The 19,958-nt window shown below is 38.3% G+C and carries 13 protein-coding genes; 5 read left to right on the forward strand and 8 right to left on the reverse strand.

Annotation, left to right across the window (positions count from 1 at the left end; translation table 11 throughout):
• The first annotated feature begins 6 nt into the window (after window positions 1-6).
• From H7T93_RS09230 to H7T93_RS09240, 3 genes are all read left to right on the forward strand, one after another.
• On the forward strand, window positions 7-2,253 hold the full coding sequence (locus tag H7T93_RS09230) for a glucosyl transferase (RefSeq protein ID WP_201041893.1): 2,247 nt from the start codon (window positions 7-9) through the stop codon (window positions 2,251-2,253).
• 266 nt (window positions 2,254-2,519) lie between these two features.
• Window positions 2,520-5,393, forward strand: coding sequence for a glucosyl transferase (locus H7T93_RS09235; RefSeq protein WP_201041896.1), 2,874 nt, complete (start codon window positions 2,520-2,522; stop codon window positions 5,391-5,393).
• Window positions 5,394-5,778: 385 nt separating this feature from the next.
• Window positions 5,779-8,304 carry an N-acetylmuramoyl-L-alanine amidase family protein gene (locus H7T93_RS09240; RefSeq protein ID WP_175057660.1) on the forward strand — a complete coding sequence of 842 codons (2,526 nt, stop codon included), beginning with the start codon at window positions 5,779-5,781 and terminating at the stop codon, window positions 8,302-8,304.
• Between the two features lie 108 nt (window positions 8,305-8,412).
• On the opposite strand, the gene H7T93_RS09245 is transcribed toward H7T93_RS09240, so the two are convergent.
• The 4 genes from H7T93_RS09245 to H7T93_RS09260 all read right to left on the reverse strand — a co-directional run bounded on the left by H7T93_RS09245 (window position 8,413) and on the right by H7T93_RS09260 (window position 14,868).
• Window positions 8,413-9,426, reverse strand: a complete 1,014-nt coding sequence (locus H7T93_RS09245; RefSeq protein ID WP_201041897.1) for a hypothetical protein — start codon at window positions 9,424-9,426, stop codon at window positions 8,413-8,415.
• A 241-nt stretch (window positions 9,427-9,667) separates the two neighbouring features.
• Window positions 9,668-12,199, reverse strand: a complete 2,532-nt coding sequence (gene mprF, locus H7T93_RS09250; RefSeq protein WP_073687987.1) for a bifunctional lysylphosphatidylglycerol flippase/synthetase MprF — start codon at window positions 12,197-12,199, stop codon at window positions 9,668-9,670.
• Window positions 12,200-12,211: 12 nt separating this feature from the next.
• Window positions 12,212-13,159 carry an AEC family transporter gene (locus tag H7T93_RS09255; protein ID WP_179969490.1) on the reverse strand — a complete coding sequence of 316 codons (948 nt, stop codon included), beginning with the start codon at window positions 13,157-13,159 and terminating at the stop codon, window positions 12,212-12,214.
• 83 nt (window positions 13,160-13,242) lie between these two features.
• Entirely contained in the window at window positions 13,243-14,868 is a 1,626-nt protein-coding gene (locus tag H7T93_RS09260; protein ID WP_201041898.1) for a malolactic enzyme, read from the reverse strand.
• A 174-nt stretch (window positions 14,869-15,042) separates the two neighbouring features.
• Here H7T93_RS09260 and H7T93_RS09265 point away from each other — a divergent pair, with 174 nt between their 5' ends.
• Window positions 15,043-15,393: a helix-turn-helix domain-containing protein gene (locus H7T93_RS09265; RefSeq protein WP_179969492.1), complete on the forward strand. Its 351-nt coding sequence runs from the start codon at window positions 15,043-15,045 to the stop codon at window positions 15,391-15,393.
• 140 nt (window positions 15,394-15,533) lie between these two features.
• Window positions 15,534-16,409 carry a LysR family transcriptional regulator gene (locus H7T93_RS09270; protein ID WP_179969493.1) on the forward strand — a complete coding sequence of 292 codons (876 nt, stop codon included), beginning with the start codon at window positions 15,534-15,536 and terminating at the stop codon, window positions 16,407-16,409.
• An 82-nt stretch (window positions 16,410-16,491) separates the two neighbouring features.
• Here H7T93_RS09270 and H7T93_RS09275 read toward each other — a convergent pair whose 3' ends face one another.
• The 4 genes from H7T93_RS09275 to H7T93_RS09290 form a co-directional block, all read right to left on the reverse strand.
• Window positions 16,492-17,250, reverse strand: coding sequence for a CPBP family intramembrane glutamic endopeptidase (locus tag H7T93_RS09275; protein ID WP_201041899.1), 759 nt, complete (start codon window positions 17,248-17,250; stop codon window positions 16,492-16,494).
• 166 nt (window positions 17,251-17,416) lie between these two features.
• A complete protein-coding gene (locus tag H7T93_RS09280; RefSeq protein ID WP_080610701.1) occupies window positions 17,417-18,802 on the reverse strand; it encodes an MFS transporter in 1,386 nt (461 codons plus the stop codon).
• A 25-nt stretch (window positions 18,803-18,827) separates the two neighbouring features.
• On the reverse strand, window positions 18,828-19,238 hold the full coding sequence (locus tag H7T93_RS09285) for a MarR family winged helix-turn-helix transcriptional regulator (protein ID WP_014634770.1): 411 nt from the start codon (window positions 19,236-19,238) through the stop codon (window positions 18,828-18,830).
• A gap of 129 nt (window positions 19,239-19,367) precedes the next feature.
• Entirely contained in the window at window positions 19,368-19,931 is a 564-nt protein-coding gene (locus tag H7T93_RS09290; protein ID WP_201041900.1) for a sugar O-acetyltransferase, read from the reverse strand.
• Window positions 19,932-19,958: the final 27 nt, after the last annotated feature.

Consider the following 19,958-nt stretch of genomic DNA (forward strand, 5'->3'; position numbering starts at 1 on the left):
AAAAGTATGAAAGTACATTCTAATTTTACTGGACCTAAGTCCAAAAAACGTCTGATTGCATTCTCATGTGCAACTGCCCTTGCAGGTTTTGCCTTTATCGCAAGACCTGCTTTCGCTGAGGAAGCTAAAGCTGACAACGCATCTAACCTTGATGCAACTGCTGCAACATCTACCAATGTGGAAACCACAGCAGATCTTGTCGAAACTAAAGTTGTTGAAGCTCCTGCTACTACTGAAAATGTAGCTAGCACTGAAAGCACTACAAACGTCTCAGAACAAGCCACAACTTCTGCTGCAAGCTCTGAAACTACCAGTGAAACAGCTTCAACAACTGCAAGTGAAAACCAAACTCCTGCAGAGTCAACCTCTGGCCAAACACGCGAAACTGTATCTACAGACCGAGCTGACAGTGAGGCAGCTTCAGTACCTAATGAAACAAACGTCACTGGTGGTCAGTACTATAGTGATGACCAAGGCAACTGGTATTATAAAGATGCTAGTGGTAAGAACCTCGTAGGCGAACAGACTATCGATGGTCAAAATGTTTATTTCCGCAGTAATGGGCAACAAGTTAAGGGACCTTTAATCGGTTGGAATAATAATCTATTTCGTTACTACGATGTTGATACTGGGCAATTATGGACTAATCGATACCTTGAATACAAAGGTAATTGGTACTATTTAGGTGAAAATGGCTATCCACTCACTGGTGAACAAACTATCAATGGCCAAGAAGTCTACTTCGATTATAAAGGTATTCAAGTCAAAGGTGACTTTAGCGGAGAGTCTTATAGTTATCCTCATATGACTTTCTATTACGATGCTGACTCTGGGGCTCGAGTAAGAAAAGAAGGTCTTGTCAATGATAAAGGAGGAAAAACTTACTACCTCAACAATGATGGCTCTAAGTTTACAGGAGTTCGTGAGATTGACGGAAACCTCTTTTATTTCAAAATATATGATGCTACTACCCCTGTTTATATTGGCTCTCTACAAAAAGGTATTAGTATCTCTCTTGAGGAGGGAAAAAATTCACCACGTGGTAATAGTTATGGTTATGGTAATCCTACTAAAATCACCCGTCGCTACTATTTTGACTCAATTACTGGTCAAGCAGTAAAAAATCGCTATATTAAAGAGTCTGACGGATGGTATTATTACGGAGAGGATGGTAATGCTATTCGTCCTCAAGATGGTGAAGTCAATATAGACGGTCAAATCGTTTACCTATATGCTAATGGTCGTCAAGCTAAAGGAGAGCTTGTTCTCGACAATGGTACTCTTCGCTACTATGATCCTGATTCAGGAGCACGCGTCTCTAACACCACTCTAACAGTTAATGGTATGACCTATCGATTTGATGAAAATGGCGTAGGTACGGATGCTCCTAACCCAAATGGTTATTATAGTGATGATAACGGAAATTGGTATTATAAAAACGCAAATGGAGACAACCTTACTGGAGCTCAAATCATAAACGGTCAAAGAGTCTTCTTCCGTGAGAATGGCCAACAGGTTAAAGGAGCTTATGGAAATTCATACGGTGATCTCTACGCATTCTACGATGTTAATTCAGGAAATCTTGTAACCAATCGTTATGTTGAATACATGGGTAATTGGTTCTATTTAGGTAAAGATGGTAAACCAGTCAAAGGAGCTCGAAATATCGATGGACAAGATGTCTTCTTCAACTATCGAGGGGTACAAGCTAAAGGAGGATTTGGTCAAGATGGCGTCTATATGCCTGAGTACTATTACGATAAAGATAATGGTCGCAAAGTAACCAAAGCTGGGTTTGTTAAAGATAACAGAGGCTTAACTTACTATCTTGACGAGAAAGGTAACAAAGTCCTTGGACTTCATGAAATCAATGGTGATTTATATTACTTCCGTCGAGGAGGTGCCTATAAGTACACCCAACTGGGTGACATGTGGCAAGACAGTATTAATTACATCGATGGTAAAATCTACTACTTCGGTCATGACGGTAGAGCAATTAAAAATCGTTTCTATCAATGGGGTAATTACTGGTACTACTTCTATGCGGATGGTTCAGCAGCTACTGGTGCCGTTCAGATTAATGGACAACAACTTTACTTCGATAAAAATCATGGTAGACAAGTTAAAGGCGCTTTTGCACCAGATGGTCACTACTACGATGAAAACTCTGGTGAACTCGTCACTAACCAAACACGTACTATCAAAGGTGTAACTTATCATTTTGATGAAAATGGTAACGCGACTAAAGTTTAAGCTATTCCTTACTTTAAGAAAACTTTAGGCTCTGCTCTATATACTATAATCATCCTAAAACTTTTCTTTTTCATAATCTCCTTATCCAGGGCACAGGTCCTGGATTTTTTTATTTTTTAAGTTCCTATGATTGCAAAAATTGTGACATTTGCCATTTACTCGCTTTCCTATGTAATCGTTTTCTTATTTTTGTCTAAATTTCTTATATTTTCTTGAAAGTCTCTAAAATAGCGCTATAATAGGACTTAGGAAATGGAGGAAAAAGTATGAAAGTACATTCTAATTTTACTGGACCTAAGTCCAAAAAACGTCTGATTGCATTCTCATGTGCAACTGCTCTTGCAGGTTTTGCCCTCATCGCAAAGCCTGCCTTCGCTGAGGAAGCTAAAGCTGATAACTCATCAAACCTTGATGTGAACGCTACTACCACTGCAAATGTGGAAACTACCGCAGACCTCGTAGAAACTAAGGTTGTCGAAGCTCCTGCTACTACTGAAAATTTAGGCACCACTCAAAGCACTACAAATGTCTCAGAACAAGCCACAACTTCTGCTGCAAGCTCTGAAGTTGTCAGTGAAACTGCCTCAACAACTGCAAACGAAAGCCAGGCTCCTACAGAATCAGCCGCAGGTCAAACACGTGAGGCTGTAACTACAGACCGAGCTGCCAATGAGACTGCAACAGCTAACGAAACTTCAAACAGTGAAACAAATGTCACCGGTGGTCAGTACTATAGAGACGAATACGGCTACTGGCGTTACAAAGATGCTAGCGGTAAAGACCTAACTGGACCACAAACTATTGATGGCGTTAAGGTCTATTTCAATTCAGGCGGTGTTCAGGTTAAAGGGGGATTTGGCTGGGACGGTCACTATTATGACAAAGATTCTGGTGCTCTTGTTACTAATAAATTCGTTGAAGAATATGGTAGAACCTATTACGTTGATGAAAATGGTAATAAGGCAATTGGTTCCAAAGAAATTAATGGAGCATGGAATTATTTTGATAAACACGGGGAACTAATTACAAATAATTTTGCTCCTGATGGCCGTTATTATGACAAATATGGTAAGCAAGTGGATTTCGGAAGAAACCGCTATTTCGAATTAAACGGGGAATGGTACTATGCTGGAAATGATGGTGCTATTTTAAAGGGACCACAAACCATCGATGGCGTTAAGGTCTACTTCCATCAGAATGGTATTCAGGCTAAAGGCTATTTTGTTAAAGATGAGGAAGATAATAAATCTCGATACTACGATAAGGATACTGGTGCTCTTGCCACCAATCAATATGTTATCGCTTACAATCCTTACAAACATCGAATTGAGCGTTATTATGTTAACGACCAAGGAATTCGGTTAACTGGTCCTCAAACAATTGACGGTAAACAAGTCTACTTCGATACCTACGAGGGAAGCCAGGTTTTCGACAATTTTGCTGACGATGGCTACTTTTACGATCAAGACGGTAATCGTGTCAACCTTGGTATCAATCGTTATGTTCAGGTCAAAGGCAACTGGTACTATGTCGGTGAAGATGGAAAAATCTTGAGAGGTGAGCAAACTATTGACGGCGCTCACGTTTATTTTGAATATGGTGGCAAACAGGTTAAAGGAGATTTTGACTATAAAAATCAATTTCACGATAAAGACTCTGGAAATTTAGTTACTAATCGTTTCGTTACCGTTAATGACAAGACCTACTTCATTGGAGCCGATAGCAAAGCTATCAAAGGAGCAACAGTCATTGACAACACTGAATACTTCTTTGACGAGAAAACCGGAGCCCAAGTCAAAGGAAATTTCGCTACTAACGATAAATATTATGATGGAATCACTGGTGCTCTCGTAATCAATAGTTATGTCCAAGTCGACAAAGACTGGTATTATGTAGACAATGACGGTAAACGACTTAAAGGATCTCAAACCATTAACAATGTTCCTGTATACTTTGACCCTTATGATGGTAAACAAGCCAAAGGTGTCTTTGGTAACGATGGCTACTTCTACGACAAAGATTCTGGTGCTAAAGTAGACCTTGGTACCAATCGCTACGTTTACATCAACGATAACTGGTACTATCTTAATGGAGAAGGAAAAATCCTTAAAGGCTCACAAACCATCGACGGGGTACAGGTTCACTTTGATCCATATTATGGTAATCAAATTAAAGGAGAATTTACCGATAGTAATGGGCATGCGGTTAAAGCAAACTCCTATACTAGCCCAGTTAAGTACTATGATAAAAATTCTGGAGCTCTTGTAAAAGGTCAATACTTTAGCCATGATGGTAAATGGTACTATGCAGATGCAGAAGGTAATATCCTTAAAGGCTCACAAACCATCGATGGGGTACACGTTTACTTTGACTATAATGGTGTACAAGCTAAAGATACTGTTCTAGATGGTTACTACTACGATAAAGATAGTGGAGCACGAAAAGAACTCCCTCGTGATAAGTTTATTAAGATTGGTGACGATTTATACTACATTAGCAGTAATGGACGAACTGGGAATATAACTATTGATGGTAAGGATTACTATGTTGGTCGATATGGTAGAGTTCTTCGTGGTTCCTTTAACGTATACCAAGAGCCACCTTACTATGATGACGAAACTGGCGAAGCTGTGAAAAAAACTGGTTTTGTTAAATCTTATGGTCGTTGGTACTATATAGAGGAAGACGGAAAAAAAGCAAAGGGCCTTAAAGAAATTGATGGTAAGCTTTATTTCTTCTCTAACAATCCAATGAACAAATACGAAACAAACGAACAAGTTCGTGGACAATTAGCTAGACCTTACTTTTATATTTCCTTCCCAAATAGAGCAGAAGACAACCCAACTTACTACTTCGATGCTGAGACTGGAGCTGCTGTAACCAACCAATTCGTCTATGCAGATGGACACTGGTACTACTTCGGTAACGATGGAAAGGCTCTTCTATTTGATCAAGTCATCAATGGTCAACACCTCTACTTTGATTATGAAGGTAAACAAGTTAAGGGCGATTTCGTTACAGACTACAAGGGAACTCGTTATTATGACGAAAACTCTGGTGAGCTCGTCACCAACCAAACACGTACCATCAATGGTGTGACTTATCACTTTGATGAAATTGGGCGTGCGAAGCAATTATAAGGATTTTAGTAAAATAGACTAAGTTTTTCTCGCAGATATCTATACTAGAGGAAGTTGATTAATTTTAACTTCCTTTTTAAAATCCACGAAAATAATTTTTGTCTGCTTTAAGAAAACTTTAGGCTTTGCTTTATATACTATAAACATCCTAAAACTTTTCTTTTTCATAATCTCCTAAATCCAGGGCGCAGGTCCTGGATTTTTTTGTTTTTTGATAATTGTTTGAATTACTAAGAACTGGAAAAATCTCACCTAATAGCCAGAAAAATAGATGTTATTCTCTTTTATCAATCTCTTCACATTAAAAGAAAGCCTTTTTATTTTTAATATTGAAAAGGCTTTCTTATTGCATTATAATATAAATTAAAAAGGGGAGGTATTTGTTATGGAAACAAATAATAAGGTCAAACATCAAACATCTAAAAACTATCTTATTGCATTTTCATGTGCATCAGCTCTTGCAAGTTTTGCGCTTATTGCAGGAGTTGCTTTTGCGGATGAAGTAACTACTGGTGAAACACACAAGATTGACACAACAACAAGTGTTATTGCCAATGTTGAAACAACAGCAGACTTAGTTGAAACAAAGGGTATTGAAGCAATATCTTCTGCTGAAAGTTCAACAGGTGCTCCAGAGTTAGCAAGTTCGGAAAACGTTAGAGAAACGGCTTCAGCAACCACTAGTGAAAGTCAAGCACCTACTGAAACAACAACCGTTGAAGCACACGCAGCTTCAACAAGAGACAGTGTAACTAGTGAAACAACTACAACAACTCCTGTTATTAATGAGAACGTAAACATTACAGGTGGTCAATATTACAGTGACCAAAACGGTAAATGGCATTACCGAGATGCCAATGGTAATGACCTGACTGGACCACAAACTATTGATGGGGTTCAAGTCTATTTCGATAAAGAAAATGGCGTGCAAGCTAAAGGCGTTTTTGCAAAGGATCCTAATAATGCTAAAAAACTAAATTTCTATGACAAAGATTCTGGTGCCCTTCTCAAAAGTCAATTTATCGTAGCCTACAGCAACGATACGAAACAATATGAACGTTACTATCTAGATGATAATGGGAACCCCGTGTACGGTGAGTATCGAATTAATCGTAGATCAGTATACTTTGATGATAAATCCGGTACTCAAATCATTGACCGCTTTGCTCCTAATGGACACTTTTACGATCAGGATGGTGTTTTCGTTAATTTAGGAACCAATCGTTTTGTTGAAATCAAAGGAAAATGGTATTATCTCAATAATAGCGGACAAATCATAAAGGGTAGCCATATCATCAATGGGGCTCAGGTCTATTTCGATGAAAATGGTATTCAAATAAAAGGTGATTTCGATAAGGAAAACCGCTATTATGATGAACACACTGGTAAGCTAGTAACTAACCGTTTCGTAACAGTTAAAGACAAAAACTACTTTATCGGCGCAAAAGGTATCCCCGTGAAAGGTGCTACTCTTATTGATGGTAAAGAGTACTATTTCGATAATAAGACCGGTGCTCAAGTGAAAGGTGACTTTGGAGGTAATGGTAAATACTACGATACTTCAACTGGTGCACTCGTGACCAACCGTTATGTCAATGTAGATAAATATTGGTACTATGTGGATGCTGAGGGCAAACCACTAAAAGGTTCACAAACCATAAATAATGTTCCTGTCTACTTTGATTCTTATTATGGTCGACAAGTGAAAGGTGATTTTGGAGACGATGGTTACTACTATGATAAAGACTCTGGTGTGAGAATCACACTCGAAAAAAATCGTTACCATAATATTAATAACCATTGGTATTATGTTGGTTCAAATGGCAAAATCCTTAAAGGGGATCACGTCATCAATGGTGTTCAGGTACATTTCGACAAGGTATTTGGAATACAAGCTAAAGATGACTTTGTAGATGAAGATGGTATTAATGTTTTCTATGATAACTTTGTTGTCTTCGGTACCCCAGTTAAGTATTACGACAAGGATACTGGTGAACTTGTTAAGGGTCGTTACTTTACAACTCGAGGTAAGTGGTTCTATGCAGATAAGCAAGGTAATATTCTAAAAGGTGCTCATACCATTGATGGTGTCCCTGTCTACTTTGACGACCACCTCGGAACACAATTCAAAAACGTGGTTAAAAACGGCCACTACTATGATAAGGATACCGGTGAACAGAAGGAAGTCCCACGGAACCAATTTGTTCATGTTGATAATGGTCTCTTCTATTATGATAAAGATGGAAAACCACTTTCTGATTCTCAAACCATTAATGGTGTAACCTATTCGTTCTATGAAGATGGACAAGCCCGTCGAGGAACTTTTGGACCTTACGGTTCTGGACCTTTCTATGATAAAGTTACTGGGGCTGCAGTTAGAGAAAAAGGCTTCCATCAAGTAGGCCCTCAATGGTACTATACTGATGAAAATGGTAACAAACTTTTAGGTCTTCAAAAAATAGATGGTAAACTCTATTACCTTGATAATACCTGGTCAGTTAGCTCAGTTACTGGTTTTCTCGCAAAAGATGAAGTGCTTAGTCCTGAGCAAAAAGAATCATCTAGATATCCTCATACATCTAGCAGTACTATTATCAAACCTAAACTCTATAGTTACTACTACTTCGATGCTGAGACTGGAGCTGCTGTAACCAATCAATTCGTTAATTGGAAAGGCAACTGGTACTACTTCGGTAACGATGGTAAGGCTCTCCTCTTCGATCAAGTCGTCAATGGTCAACACCTCTACTTTGATTATGAAGGTAAACAAGTGAAGGGTGATTTCGTTACAGACTACAAGGGAACTCGTTATTATGACGAAAACTCTGGTGAGCTTGTAACCAACCAAACACGTACCATCAATGGTGTGACTTATCACTTTGATGAAAATGGACGTGCGAAGCAATTGTAAAATAAGTCCGAAAATTGACTAAAATTATTCTTACTAGTCATACAGATAAAAAACAAACAAAAAGCCAAAATCAGCATGCTGATTTTGGCTTTTTGTTAGGTAAAGAATTTATTGCTCCTTTTTCAGTCTTTTTAGGTGTTTATAAAGACCGAAGGCACGATCCAGTTGCATAGATTCGATAGGACGTTTGCCCTTGATATAGAGATTTCCATTGGTCGCATTCATCAACCCTGTCTTAGCAATGGCATAACCAGTAATCATTCCACTATAAAGGAATCTTTCCAGTTCCTTGACATCTAAAACTCGACTTGAAGGTTCAAGGGGACCATATTCTGCTTCATAAATATCTACAAGTCTTTTAAACTTATAGGCCGTTTTTATGGGCATATCTCCGATAGTTCCTTTTGAATAATAATGATAAAGATTCTGTGGGCTTAAGTCTGCAGAGGCTACCTCTTGACCGTTGGGCGAGTAAGGTTGTGATTTAATGAATGTATTGAGCTTACCAATATCGATGTGGGAGTCGCTAACATTTTCCTTAGGAACAGGGAAGTCATCCCTATCAATAATCTCCCTTCGTCTGATGGTAGCCAACAATTCATAAGGCTCAACTCTAAGTCTTTTTGAAAATTTTTCCAAAGTATCAAGCGAAACCGTTCCTCTTTGATTGATCAGGTTATAGTTGGTTTGAGCCATACCAGATGAGACTACAAAGGCTGTCATGCGTTCTCTGACTTCCCCCTCATCCATATCTTCCGTGATTTCCAGCTTCTTGCGAATGTTGTGCCACAAGTTTTGGGTGACCTGATCAGGATCTCTTGGAAACTCAAAAACCTCATGCTGATTATTTCGAGCTAAGAGCTTTCCAAGTGTAATGTTTTTTCCAGTCACCTTGGCCAGACCGTTAGTAATGGTTACAATCTTTAGGATATTTCCCTTAGGCTTGTTCATAAAGAGCATCCGAAGGCTTCCTGCCGGAATCCCCGTGGCTTCTGAGAGCTCTCTGTAACTCTTTTTGTCTTTCCAAAATTCCCCCATACGAGCTTTTTCTGCATTTTCCCAGAAAAGCTCCTTAAGGGGTTTGGGGGCATTCGGCTCATCCGAAAATAGTCGTTTTGACATCATTGTCTCCCTCTAAAATTGCTGTTTATAAATTAGTCCAAATCTATTATCTCATATTTTTAATAAAAATCAAATCATTCCCTAATTAAATATATTTATAACTTTCTATTTGTGCTGATTTTTACAAGATAAAAAGGATTTAGCTCAGTTTTACACGGAACTAAATCCCTTACTTAGACAAACTATCGGAAGTCATAATAAAGCTCAAAAGTCATCATATGCTGTTTAAAACTAATAGTTATTACGATAATCTCTTTACTTTGCGATTATCAACTCTATAAATGGCTAACATATCTAGTATAAGCCATGTATCACGGGGATAAGCGACATATCGTGTTGACCAGATTGGATTAAACTTTTGTTTATATTGTCTAAGACCACTAAAAGAATAGAAGCGATTGGTAAAGGCATAGATGAGATAAGCCACTTTTTCCTGTAAGAAACTATGTTTCTCAGTTCCTACATTTGACAATGGCGCCATACCTAAATCAAAGAAGGTAACTCCTTCTTCTTTAAAATGAAGTAATAATTTTACAAAAAGATAATCCATGATACCATTAGGGGCTGTCTTTAAGTCGTAACGCATCAGGTCAATGCTTGCTTCGTTAGGTCCATTGCTAGCTAAAAAGGTAACGAAAGCCTGAATGTTATCTTCCTCATCACTTACAAGAGCTATTGGAGCTAATTGAATGTACTTTTCATCAAAATAGCCAAGTGAAAAACCTTTTTCTTGGCGACCATCTAGCCAACTATCCGATATTTCTTTTAGGGTATTAAGCATCTTTTTATCAAAAGGCGGTTGTAATACTTGAAATTGATATCCTTTATTTTCTAGCTTATTCACAACCGTTCTAAACTTCTTCCCGTGTTTTCCTTCAGTTGTAAATTCATCGAGTGATACCTGAGCAGTCTCACCAAACTTCATAAAGTCGTATCCATATTCATGAAGTAAAAGGGTTGTTTCTTGATTAACTTCATAGAAAATAACAGAGATATTTGCATTCTCCGCTTCTGCTAGAAACTGTGATAAGCCTTTTTCTAAGTAGCCTAAGTGTGCTAGTGGATCCGACATAACAACACACTTGTTATTTTCAATTGCGAATTGGAAAACAACTTTGTCTTGACCATCCTCCTGGTACCAATAAAGATATTTATCACCTAAAAAAGCTAAGGCAGCATCTAAATTTAAATTTGGGATTGTTGCGATAAAGTCTTGGTATCGTTGTTTATCGAAAACTTCTCCGAAGTTCTCTTTAATTTTATTACTTTCACGAAGAACCAAAACATACAAAATAACCAATATCAGAGATAAACCAAGAAAATGAATCCAGTGTGTAACCAGATGAGAGAGATGTTTTAACTTAAACACATGATGTGGATTCAAATGTCCTAACAAAACAAGCGTCAAGAAGAAACTACCACCAATATAGGATATATCTTTATAACAATCTTCCCAAGCATAAATATAATGTCTGCGAACAAATGTATCCTTATTCCACCATACGAGAAACAAGAGAACCACTAAGAAAAGACTACTTGGTAATGAAAAACTACCAATATTCAAATAAACAAGACTTACTAGCCCTAGGACAGTAGCCAGTGTTAACGTAAATTTTAAACGTCGTTTAACTAATCTTGCTAAAAGGAAGAACAGAACACCAAGAACAATACTAGGAAGTTGAAAAACAAACTGTCCAGTGCTAGGTGTAAGTTCTCTAAGCAAAGGAAGATGTCCTAATTCTTGAGGAACTATAGCTGAAACGATAAGAAAGAAACCAAAGAGTCGCAACCCCCAAACCAATACTATAGCGGATAAGGCTTCAATGACCTTTTGAGGAATTCCTAAATATTTCTCATTAAGTCGTCCACCCATATTCTTTAAGAATAAAACTACTCCTAAACAAAAAGGGAGAATATAATAGAATAACCGAAATACAAGTAACCAACTTAGTGCCTGAGCTTTATCAATCCCAAGACCAACTAAACCAGATACCATAATTAAATCAAAACTACCTAGACTACCTGGAATCATTGACATAATCCCAATTGTAATAGCAATCATAAAGAGGGGAATTACATCATAACTTGGTAAATTATAGCCCAAAATATACCCAACCAAAAGGAAAAAACTTAGTACACAAGCCCAATCAAGGGCAGAAGCTAATACTAAAGATAAAATTGTCTTTCCACCCAGCTGGCCAAAATAGGCCCAATTTTTTCTATTTGAAACAAATAAAACAATTGGGAGATAGAGACTAGCTCCTAAAAGGACTGGCCAATACTGCTTAATACCAATTGATAAAGGGAATAAACCTGTCAAAACCAAGCTTATCAGGGCAAACAGTGAAAATCCACTCATGAAATAAGGAATGACACGAGAAATGCCCTGCATACTTTTTTCAGGTCGTTCTTCATCTCCATAGAAAGAATATCGTAAACCAATATCTACCAAGCCGGCAAAGCCAATCATATTATTCAAGCTATTAATGGTCCAGCTAGTTTCTAGTAAGTAAGATAATTTTTGTTTCTGATTTAGCTCTTTATTTAAGATACTATCATAGAAGATCATTGGCGCAACAGCCATAAAACCAAACAATGCTAAAAAGATGACATTTAGTGGAGACAGTTTCCCCAGTATTTCTACAATCTTATCAAACGAAATCGTCTTAAAAAGTCTAGTTATCTCTACAATAACTAGACTAGCAATAGATAGAAATAAAACGAGTTTGATAAGTGTTTGCCATTTTTTAACCCAATTTAAAAATATTTGCAAACTCTACTCCTTTTATCCTAATAATGTCTGTAAAATCGGAATCACAATCACAAATAAAACCGTACTGAGAGTGACCACATTCGTTGAAAACTCAACATCGCCTTTACCTTGATTGGCAAGGATAGGAAGAACTGCCAAGGCTGGTGTTGCAGATTGAATCATAAAGGTTCTAAATTCTGGTGCTACCATATTTGGAGAGAAGAATTTCAAAACCAGGAGCATGATGACAGGTGCAAGGATAAAACGTCCAACCAGTGTGATGATAGTATCTTTATCAAAGCGAATAGTCTGAAGCCCTGCCTTAGCTAGGACGATACCAATATAGACAAGAGATAACGGCGTTGTTAAACTACCAATATAAGTCAAAGTACTTTCCGCAAAACTTGGGACAGGAATACTTAACACCAAAAATACGAGGGCTACGAGAAATCCTAATAAAGGAGCTGGGAAGAGCTTCTTCCAATTAAATTTTTGAGCCTGTTTTGAAGCCCCTTCTTTGCTATCAGAAGTCATCAGATAGACACCTAAGGTCCAAGTAGAGACAGTATTTGTAATATAATACACCAAGAAGTAAGGAAGGGCTTGATTTCCAAACAGAGCGATATTTAAAGGCAAACCAATGAAAATAGTATTGGCATTAACAAAGGTATTAATCATGGTTCCTCGACGACCTGGGCGCACTTTAAAAACTTTCACTGCGATAAAGGCCGCTAGGTAACCAAGAATGAAGGCGATAAACGTATACAACAAACCGCCAGACAAGCTAATTAGCTTATCTAAAGTTAAATATTTAAGAACAGAGGTAAAAATCGCAACTGGCATGGCCACGTTCATAATGAGTTTAGATAAGTCATTTCCAAAACTCTCTTTAAACCACCCACGGACCTGTAAGAAATAACCAAGAATGATGATGACGATAATGGGTACAATACTCTGAATCGAAGTTAAAAATATTTCCATAATCTTCCTTTCTATATATTAGGATATACAGTAAAAGGCGTACGAGGCATCTAGTCGCACTCGTACACCTCCATTAAATTTACTTATTTATATTCTGGATACCATTTCAAATCACGGACTGCTTTAGCCATATCTGTTTCTTCAGCACGCGCAAGACCTTGTTCTTGCGCTTTTTTAGCAACTGCTTCTGCTACTTTGATAGAAACATCAGCTACATACTTGAATGGAGGCAAGACTGGTGCTCCTGGTTCGCCTGGATTGACAATACCACTCAATGAATGTGCGGCAGCTCCAATCATTTCATCCGTCAAAAGACTCGCTTCAGAAGCCAGCATACCTAGTCCAAGACCTGGGTAAATCAGGGCATTATTCGCTTGACCAATCACGTAGTCCACACCTTTATAGGAAACTGTACCAGCTGGAATTCCTGTCGCAACAAATGCTTTTCCGTCTGACCATTCAATCAAATCTTTGGCACTTGCCTCAGCTAGTTTGGTTGGGTTTGACAATGGGAAAATGATAGGACGTTCTGTGTTTTCACACATAGCTTCTACAATTTCTTTTGTGAAAGTATTCGGCTGAGTTGAAGTTCCCACAAGAATCGTTGGTTTAACAGTCTTCACTACTTCAAGAAGGTCCGTCAACTTGTCTGCATTGGCAAAATCAGAGCGTTTCTTAGCAAATGGTTTTTGTTCCGGAGTTAGGTCGTCCATGTCATCAAAGAGGAGACCTTGTTTATCCACCATAAAGAAGCGTTTATAAGCTTCTTCTTCAGGCAGACCTTCACTAACCATTTCGCGAAGGACACGAGAGGCAATCCCTGCACCAGCAGTCCCACCACCATAGCAGAGATAAACTTGATCCGTTAATTTTTCTCCTGTAATATCCAATGAACCAAAGATTCCACCGAGGGTTACAATACCAGTTCCTTGAATATCATCGTTAAAGGTTGGGATTTGTTTTCGATATTTTTCAAGGATGTTGGCAGCGTTTAAGCGACCGAAATCTTCCCAGTGAAGGTAGAGTTTAGGGAAAAGACGTTCTGCAGTTTGGACAAATTGATCGATAAAATCATAGTAACGTTCACCACGTACACGTTCGTGACGATTTCCCAAGTAATTAGGATTGTTACGTAATTCTTCACGGTTGGTACCTGCATCAATGACCAAAGGAAGCACCATTGAAGGATCGATTCCTGCAGCTCCAGTATAGACCATCAGTTTCCCAACAGAAATATCGACACCATTTGTACCCCAGTCACCAATACCAAGAATACCTTCTGCATCTGTCACAACAATGAGACGAATTTCACGGTCCCCTGCTGCATTTTTCAAAGTTGCTTCGATATTTTCAGGATGATTGATATCAAGATATGCGGCATATTGTGGATCTACAAAGAGGTCGCTATAACCCTCAATGGTATCAGCAATGGTTGGGTCATAGACAATGGGATTAAACTCTTCCAAATGTTGAGCAAATAGGTAGTAAAAAAGAGTACGATTTGTATTAAAAATTTCCATTAGGAACAAACGTTTTTCCAAATCGTTGACCTTCGTTTGCATTTGCGCATAAGTTTGCGTTGCTTGTTCTTCAATGGTTTGAACGTAAGGTGGCAAGAGTCCAACCAAACCTAACTCCTGACGTTCTTCCAAAGTAAAGGCAGTTCCTTTGTTAAGGAAAGGGTTGTTTAAAATATCATGTGCAGTCATAATGCGACCTCCTTTTTCTATATTATACTACCATTTATGTACGATTAAAAGAACAGTGTATCATTTAATGTCCGTTAATTTCTTTTATGCTATAATGGACAATAATAATCTTATATCGTACTTCGTATTGTTTAAAAAGTTATTTTTGTCATTTAAAACTTGTATTCTGTTTATATGACAACTAAAAATTATTTACAAAAATATATTTCACAAAAGGTGAAATATTTTCGCACACAAAATAAAATGAGCCAAGAGGAACTTTCGGAACAGGCAGGACTCGGACTCAAGTATATCAATCAACTAGAAAACCAAAATGTGAATCTGACCATTCACAGTCTAGAAAAAGTGATTGTTGCCTTAAACTTGACGCCAGAGGAATTTTTCAATTTTAACAGCCTCGAGGCCACCACTGACAGAACCGATAACCTCTCACTGAAAAGAGTTAACATGAAGCTAAAACAACTTCCTGCTACAAAGAGGGAGAAACTCTTAACCATCTTTGAAGATATTTTAGATAGCCTGTAGTTGCCTCCTGACTCATCATCGTATTTTAACTCATTAAAAAACTTATAGTCAAATACGTAACCACGGATAAGATTTACTTATCACTTCAGCCGACTTTGACTATATATATCCTTTTAACATGCTTTTGAAAGTGAGATTTTATGAACCTTAAAGACTTATACTACTTTTATGACCTAAGTAACTTACAATCTTTCACTGATGTAGCCCGAAAACATGAGGTGAGTCAACCATCCATTTCTTATGCGATTAAACGATTAGAAAAAGAGTTTCATTGTCAACTAATTATGCATGACCCTTCTCACAGAACCTTTAAATTAACACCACAAGGTGATATTTTATTGCGACATATAAAAAAAGTGCTTCCAGAACTTCAAGGTGCCAAAAAGGAAATACTACGAAGCATTTCTTCCTATGATACAATCGGATTTCCACCTCTTATTATTGACTACATTGTTCGTTTAGAGCCTGCTTTTATTGAAAATGTCTCTGCACTTCGAAATATTCACCCTATACAAGAGGGCTCTATTGAACTTCTAAATCTCTTATCTAGCGGAGAACTAGATGCCAGTTTTATTGGAAGCTTAGAACCTATTCTTGATAAACGATTTTCAGTTAGAAACCTTATGACAAGTGATCTTTATTATATTCTGCCATCAGGACACCCATTAGCAGATAAAGAAACTATCGCTTTCTCAGACGTTATAAATGAAGATTTTATTATTTTAGACGAACATTTTGTTCATCTAAAAGCATTTCAACATCTGAATGATCAGCATCATCATGCCGCAACACCATTTTTTCAAACTGATGATGTTAATTTGCTTAAACAACTCCTTCGTAAAAAAGTTGGTATCAGCCTTCTTTCTGAGATTGCTATAACAAAGGAAGATAAAGATTTAATTGCTATTCCAATGGTTAAGAATGAACGTCTGACCCTTTATGTTTCTCTTATCACCCTCAAGGAAAATAATCTTCATCCTAAGGTTCTTAACTTCTTAAAAGAACTATTTAGCTAAATGAGACAGTATTATGTTAATTTAGATATTATCTAACCATAAAAAACAACTCCCCTCGTACTTAACGAAGGGAGTTGTTTGACTAATAATTCCAGTTTACCAAGAGATAAATTAAGCTCGAGCCAAACATATCTGCTAAGGCATGAACGAGGAAAAATGGAAGCAAATTTTTAACCTTGTATTTATAAAGGAAATAATAGAGGAGACCAAAGGCCACACCGATAACCAGAGCCCATAGCATGCCCTGATAGGTATGGAAGGACACACGGACAATGGTTGAGAAGAGCAAGACCAACCACTTATACTTGTCCTTAACCGAGGTCAAGAGTCCTAGGAAGAAAAATTCCTCGTAGAAACCGTTGAGCAAGCCATAAGCAATTGTCATAGGTGACAAAGCCATAAACTTATCAATCACAGCCATAGGGCTAATAAAGCCTAGAACTTGAGGACTAAAATAATTATATTGTCCTGACAAAGTACTTACCATATCAGCAAATAAGCCCATGATAGCGAAAATAAAGGGTACCCAAAAGAGAACAGACCACTTTAGACGGATTGGCAGTTGTTTAAAGTCAAAATGACGTATCCAGAGATAAATAATCGCTAAGGCTAGGAGGATAATCTGCAAGGTGAAATTGCTAGAGTAAGCTGCTCCTTCACTGGCTGTAATTGTTGATGTCTCACTGATTGCGGTAGAAAGGCTTGGAGACAAACTGGCCAAATACATTTGTGTCGAACGAACAATAAACTGACCAAACATAATCAGCGTAACAATACCGATATCAAACCATCTCAGTTCCTTGAGCGGCTGGTCAGGATGAATTTTCTTAAGTAAAGACATGGGCCTTCCCTTCCTTCTAGTATCTTCATCGAAGACTGGTTAATTCTTTAAGGTTATTATAAGTCATAAACCTTAAAGCAACACTAAAATTTGCAGTAAGATTAGTATTTCATTTAAGGAAAGAAAAAGCAAGGGAAAGCATGTTTCCTTTGCTTCAAACACCTTATTAATCGTTCTTTTTGACAACGCTAACTAAGACAAGGAGTTGGAAAATGGCTAGAGCAAATAAGACCATAAAGCCATTTCGACTACCTTGAGCCGTTGCTTGTGCAAAGTCAATCTTGTGATTAGCTTGACTCATAGCAACAATTAGAGAGGCTAACGTTGTTCCCACTGCTCCTGCAAATTGTTGGAGCGTGTTAAAGATGGCATTGGCATCAGCACGTTGATCTAGCGACAGTTGTTTCTGTCCATTGGTCATGACATTACCAAAGGAAACGCCAAGCCCCGTCATGAAAATCATGTAAAAGACGAGGATCAACGTATTGGAAAGAGAGAGACCAAATAAGCTAAATAACAACTGAGCGAGTACAATCAGGGTTGCTCCAATCAAAATCGGTTTACGTGCTCCCATCTTATCCAAAATGATACCTGAGAACGGGGCGAATCCTGCACCAATAATAGCACCTGGAAGCAACATTAAAGCTGCAGAAGTTGTATTCGAGTGGTTAACCAATTGCACATAGTTTGGCAAGAGAAAACTCATCGCAAGGGACCCCAATTGGAAAGAGAAGAAAGCGATGATATGACCTGTCAGTTTACGATTTTTCAAAATGGAGAGGTTGATAATAGGGTTGTCCAATGTTGTTGAACGCCAAATCAAAACGACAAGACCTAAGATACCAATCAAAAGCCAACCAAGAACTGAGAAACTAAAGAAAGCATGGTCAACAACCCCATGAAGGCCTAAAATCAAGCCCAAGAAAAGAAAGATAGTAGCCAGTAGACTGAGGATATCTAAAGATTCACGTTGCACCTCACTCTTTTGCTCAATTGAGCGAATCCCTGCTATCAGTGAAGCCAAGAGAATAGGAAACTGGACGAGGAAAATAGAACGCCAACCAAAGTGTGCTGTCAAGAGACCACCAACAGTCGGTCCAATGGCTGGAGCAACGGCTGTAATAAGTGTCCCAACTCCCATCATGAGACCAATCTTACGACTTGGCACCTGCTCCAAAATGATGTTAAACATGAGAGGTAGGGCAAAACCAACACCCATCCCTTGAACCAATCGTCCCAAAACAACAAAACCGAAACTAGGCGCTATAAAGTCGATGAGGACACCTAAAATAGACAAGAGATTTGCGACCAGAAAGATGGTTTTCATCCTAAACGAGCGCTTGAGATAGGCAGATAAGGGAACCACGCAAGCGACCACTAGGAGATAAATTGTTGTAACCCATTGTACGGTTGACGTATTGACTGAAAATGCCTTCATCAATACGGGAAAGGTGATGTTCATAGCTGTTTCACCAGCTACTCCACAAAATGAAAGGATTCCTGTCGCAAAGATGGCACACAGGACCTTGGTGGAGATTTTTTCGTCTGACATAAGTATTTGTTCCTCCTAGATAAACTTAAATATTACGGTAGTGTTGTAAGATTTTGAGAAAGACTTCCCTCTCTTTAGCTGAAAATTGCTGGGCAAACTCTTCTTCCTCTTTTCGAAGATAAGATTGACAGGCAGAAGCGATATTAAGGGCTTTATCCGTTAAAACGACCGCCTTTTGCCTAGCATCTTTTGAAGATGTGTGGCGTTCAATCAGGCCTTTCTTCTCCATTCGCTGTAAGAGCACTGTCGTTGTCGAACGCTGAATTTCAAATTCGTGCTCAATGTCACGTTGAAAGACTTCTTGATCCGCATGATTGGTTATAAAATCAATGACAGCCATCTGATTTCCAGTCAAATCATATTGCCTAGCAAACTGGTCAAAATGACGCATCATATTGTTATTGGCTTGTTTCAACAAGCGTCCAAAATGGTCCAAAAGAATGACTCCTTAACTATATTGTTAGCTAACTAGCGATTAACAGTATAGAAGAGTTATTAGCTCAAGTCAATAGATTCTTTCAAAAAATAGAAAACTCAAGGACCTAGAATCCTTGAGTTGCTATATTTAGTCTTTCTTTACAGGAATTTCCTTAATCACACGCGCCGGATTCCCACCTAGAACAACATTGTCACCGAAGGACTTAGTCACTACGGCTCCTGCTCCAGCAACTACATTATCCCCTAAGGTCACTCCTGGAAGGATGGTCACGCCTCCACCGGCCCAGAAATTATCACCGATCATAATTGGAGCACCATATTCAATGCCTGAATTACGCTCGGTTGGATCAAGCGGATGCAAGGGCGTCAAAAACTGACAATTAGGGCCAATCATGGCATTGTCACCAATCGTGATAGGACAGACATCCAGCATGGTCAAATTCCAGTTAGAGTAAAAATTTTCACCGATATGGATATTAACACCGTAATCCGTAACGAACTGAGGATTCATGGCAACATTTTCACCAGTCGAACCAAACCAAGATTTGACAATCTCTGCCCTCTTGAGACGGTCAGGCTCAGCATTGAAGGCCCATTGTTTTTCTCTTGAGCTGGCCGCTAGAGCACGTAACTCAGGATCGCTAGGTTTATAAAAGTCACCTGCAATCATCTTTTCATATTCAGTTGGCATGGCATACTCCTTTTTTGCTTCTTCTCC

The organism is Streptococcus sp. 9.1 (assembly GCF_016648815.1).
Classification (GTDB): Bacteria; Bacillota; Bacilli; order Lactobacillales; family Streptococcaceae; genus Streptococcus; species Streptococcus salivarius_E.

What these genes read in the sequence shown, in the direction of transcription:
- H7T93_RS09260 (WP_201041898.1), bottom strand. Translation starts at nt 14,868, where the DNA reads ATGACTGCACATGATATTTTAAACAACCCTTTCCTTAACAAAGGAACT.
- H7T93_RS09230 (WP_201041893.1), top strand. Translation starts at nt 7, where the DNA reads ATGAAAGTACATTCTAATTTTACTGGACCTAAGTCCAAAAAACGTCTG.
- H7T93_RS09265 (WP_179969492.1), top strand. Translation starts at nt 15,043, where the DNA reads ATGACAACTAAAAATTATTTACAAAAATATATTTCACAAAAGGTGAAA.
- H7T93_RS09245 (WP_201041897.1), bottom strand. Translation starts at nt 9,426, where the DNA reads ATGTCAAAACGACTATTTTCGGATGAGCCGAATGCCCCCAAACCCCTT.
- H7T93_RS09235 (WP_201041896.1), top strand. Translation starts at nt 2,520, where the DNA reads ATGAAAGTACATTCTAATTTTACTGGACCTAAGTCCAAAAAACGTCTG.
- H7T93_RS09240 (WP_175057660.1), top strand. Translation starts at nt 5,779, where the DNA reads ATGGAAACAAATAATAAGGTCAAACATCAAACATCTAAAAACTATCTT.
- H7T93_RS09270 (WP_179969493.1), top strand. Translation starts at nt 15,534, where the DNA reads ATGAACCTTAAAGACTTATACTACTTTTATGACCTAAGTAACTTACAA.
- H7T93_RS09255 (WP_179969490.1), bottom strand. Translation starts at nt 13,159, where the DNA reads ATGGAAATATTTTTAACTTCGATTCAGAGTATTGTACCCATTATCGTC.
- H7T93_RS09290 (WP_201041900.1), bottom strand. Translation starts at nt 19,931, where the DNA reads ATGCCAACTGAATATGAAAAGATGATTGCAGGTGACTTTTATAAACCT.
- H7T93_RS09275 (WP_201041899.1), bottom strand. Translation starts at nt 17,250, where the DNA reads ATGTCTTTACTTAAGAAAATTCATCCTGACCAGCCGCTCAAGGAACTG.
- H7T93_RS09280 (WP_080610701.1), bottom strand. Translation starts at nt 18,802, where the DNA reads ATGTCAGACGAAAAAATCTCCACCAAGGTCCTGTGTGCCATCTTTGCG.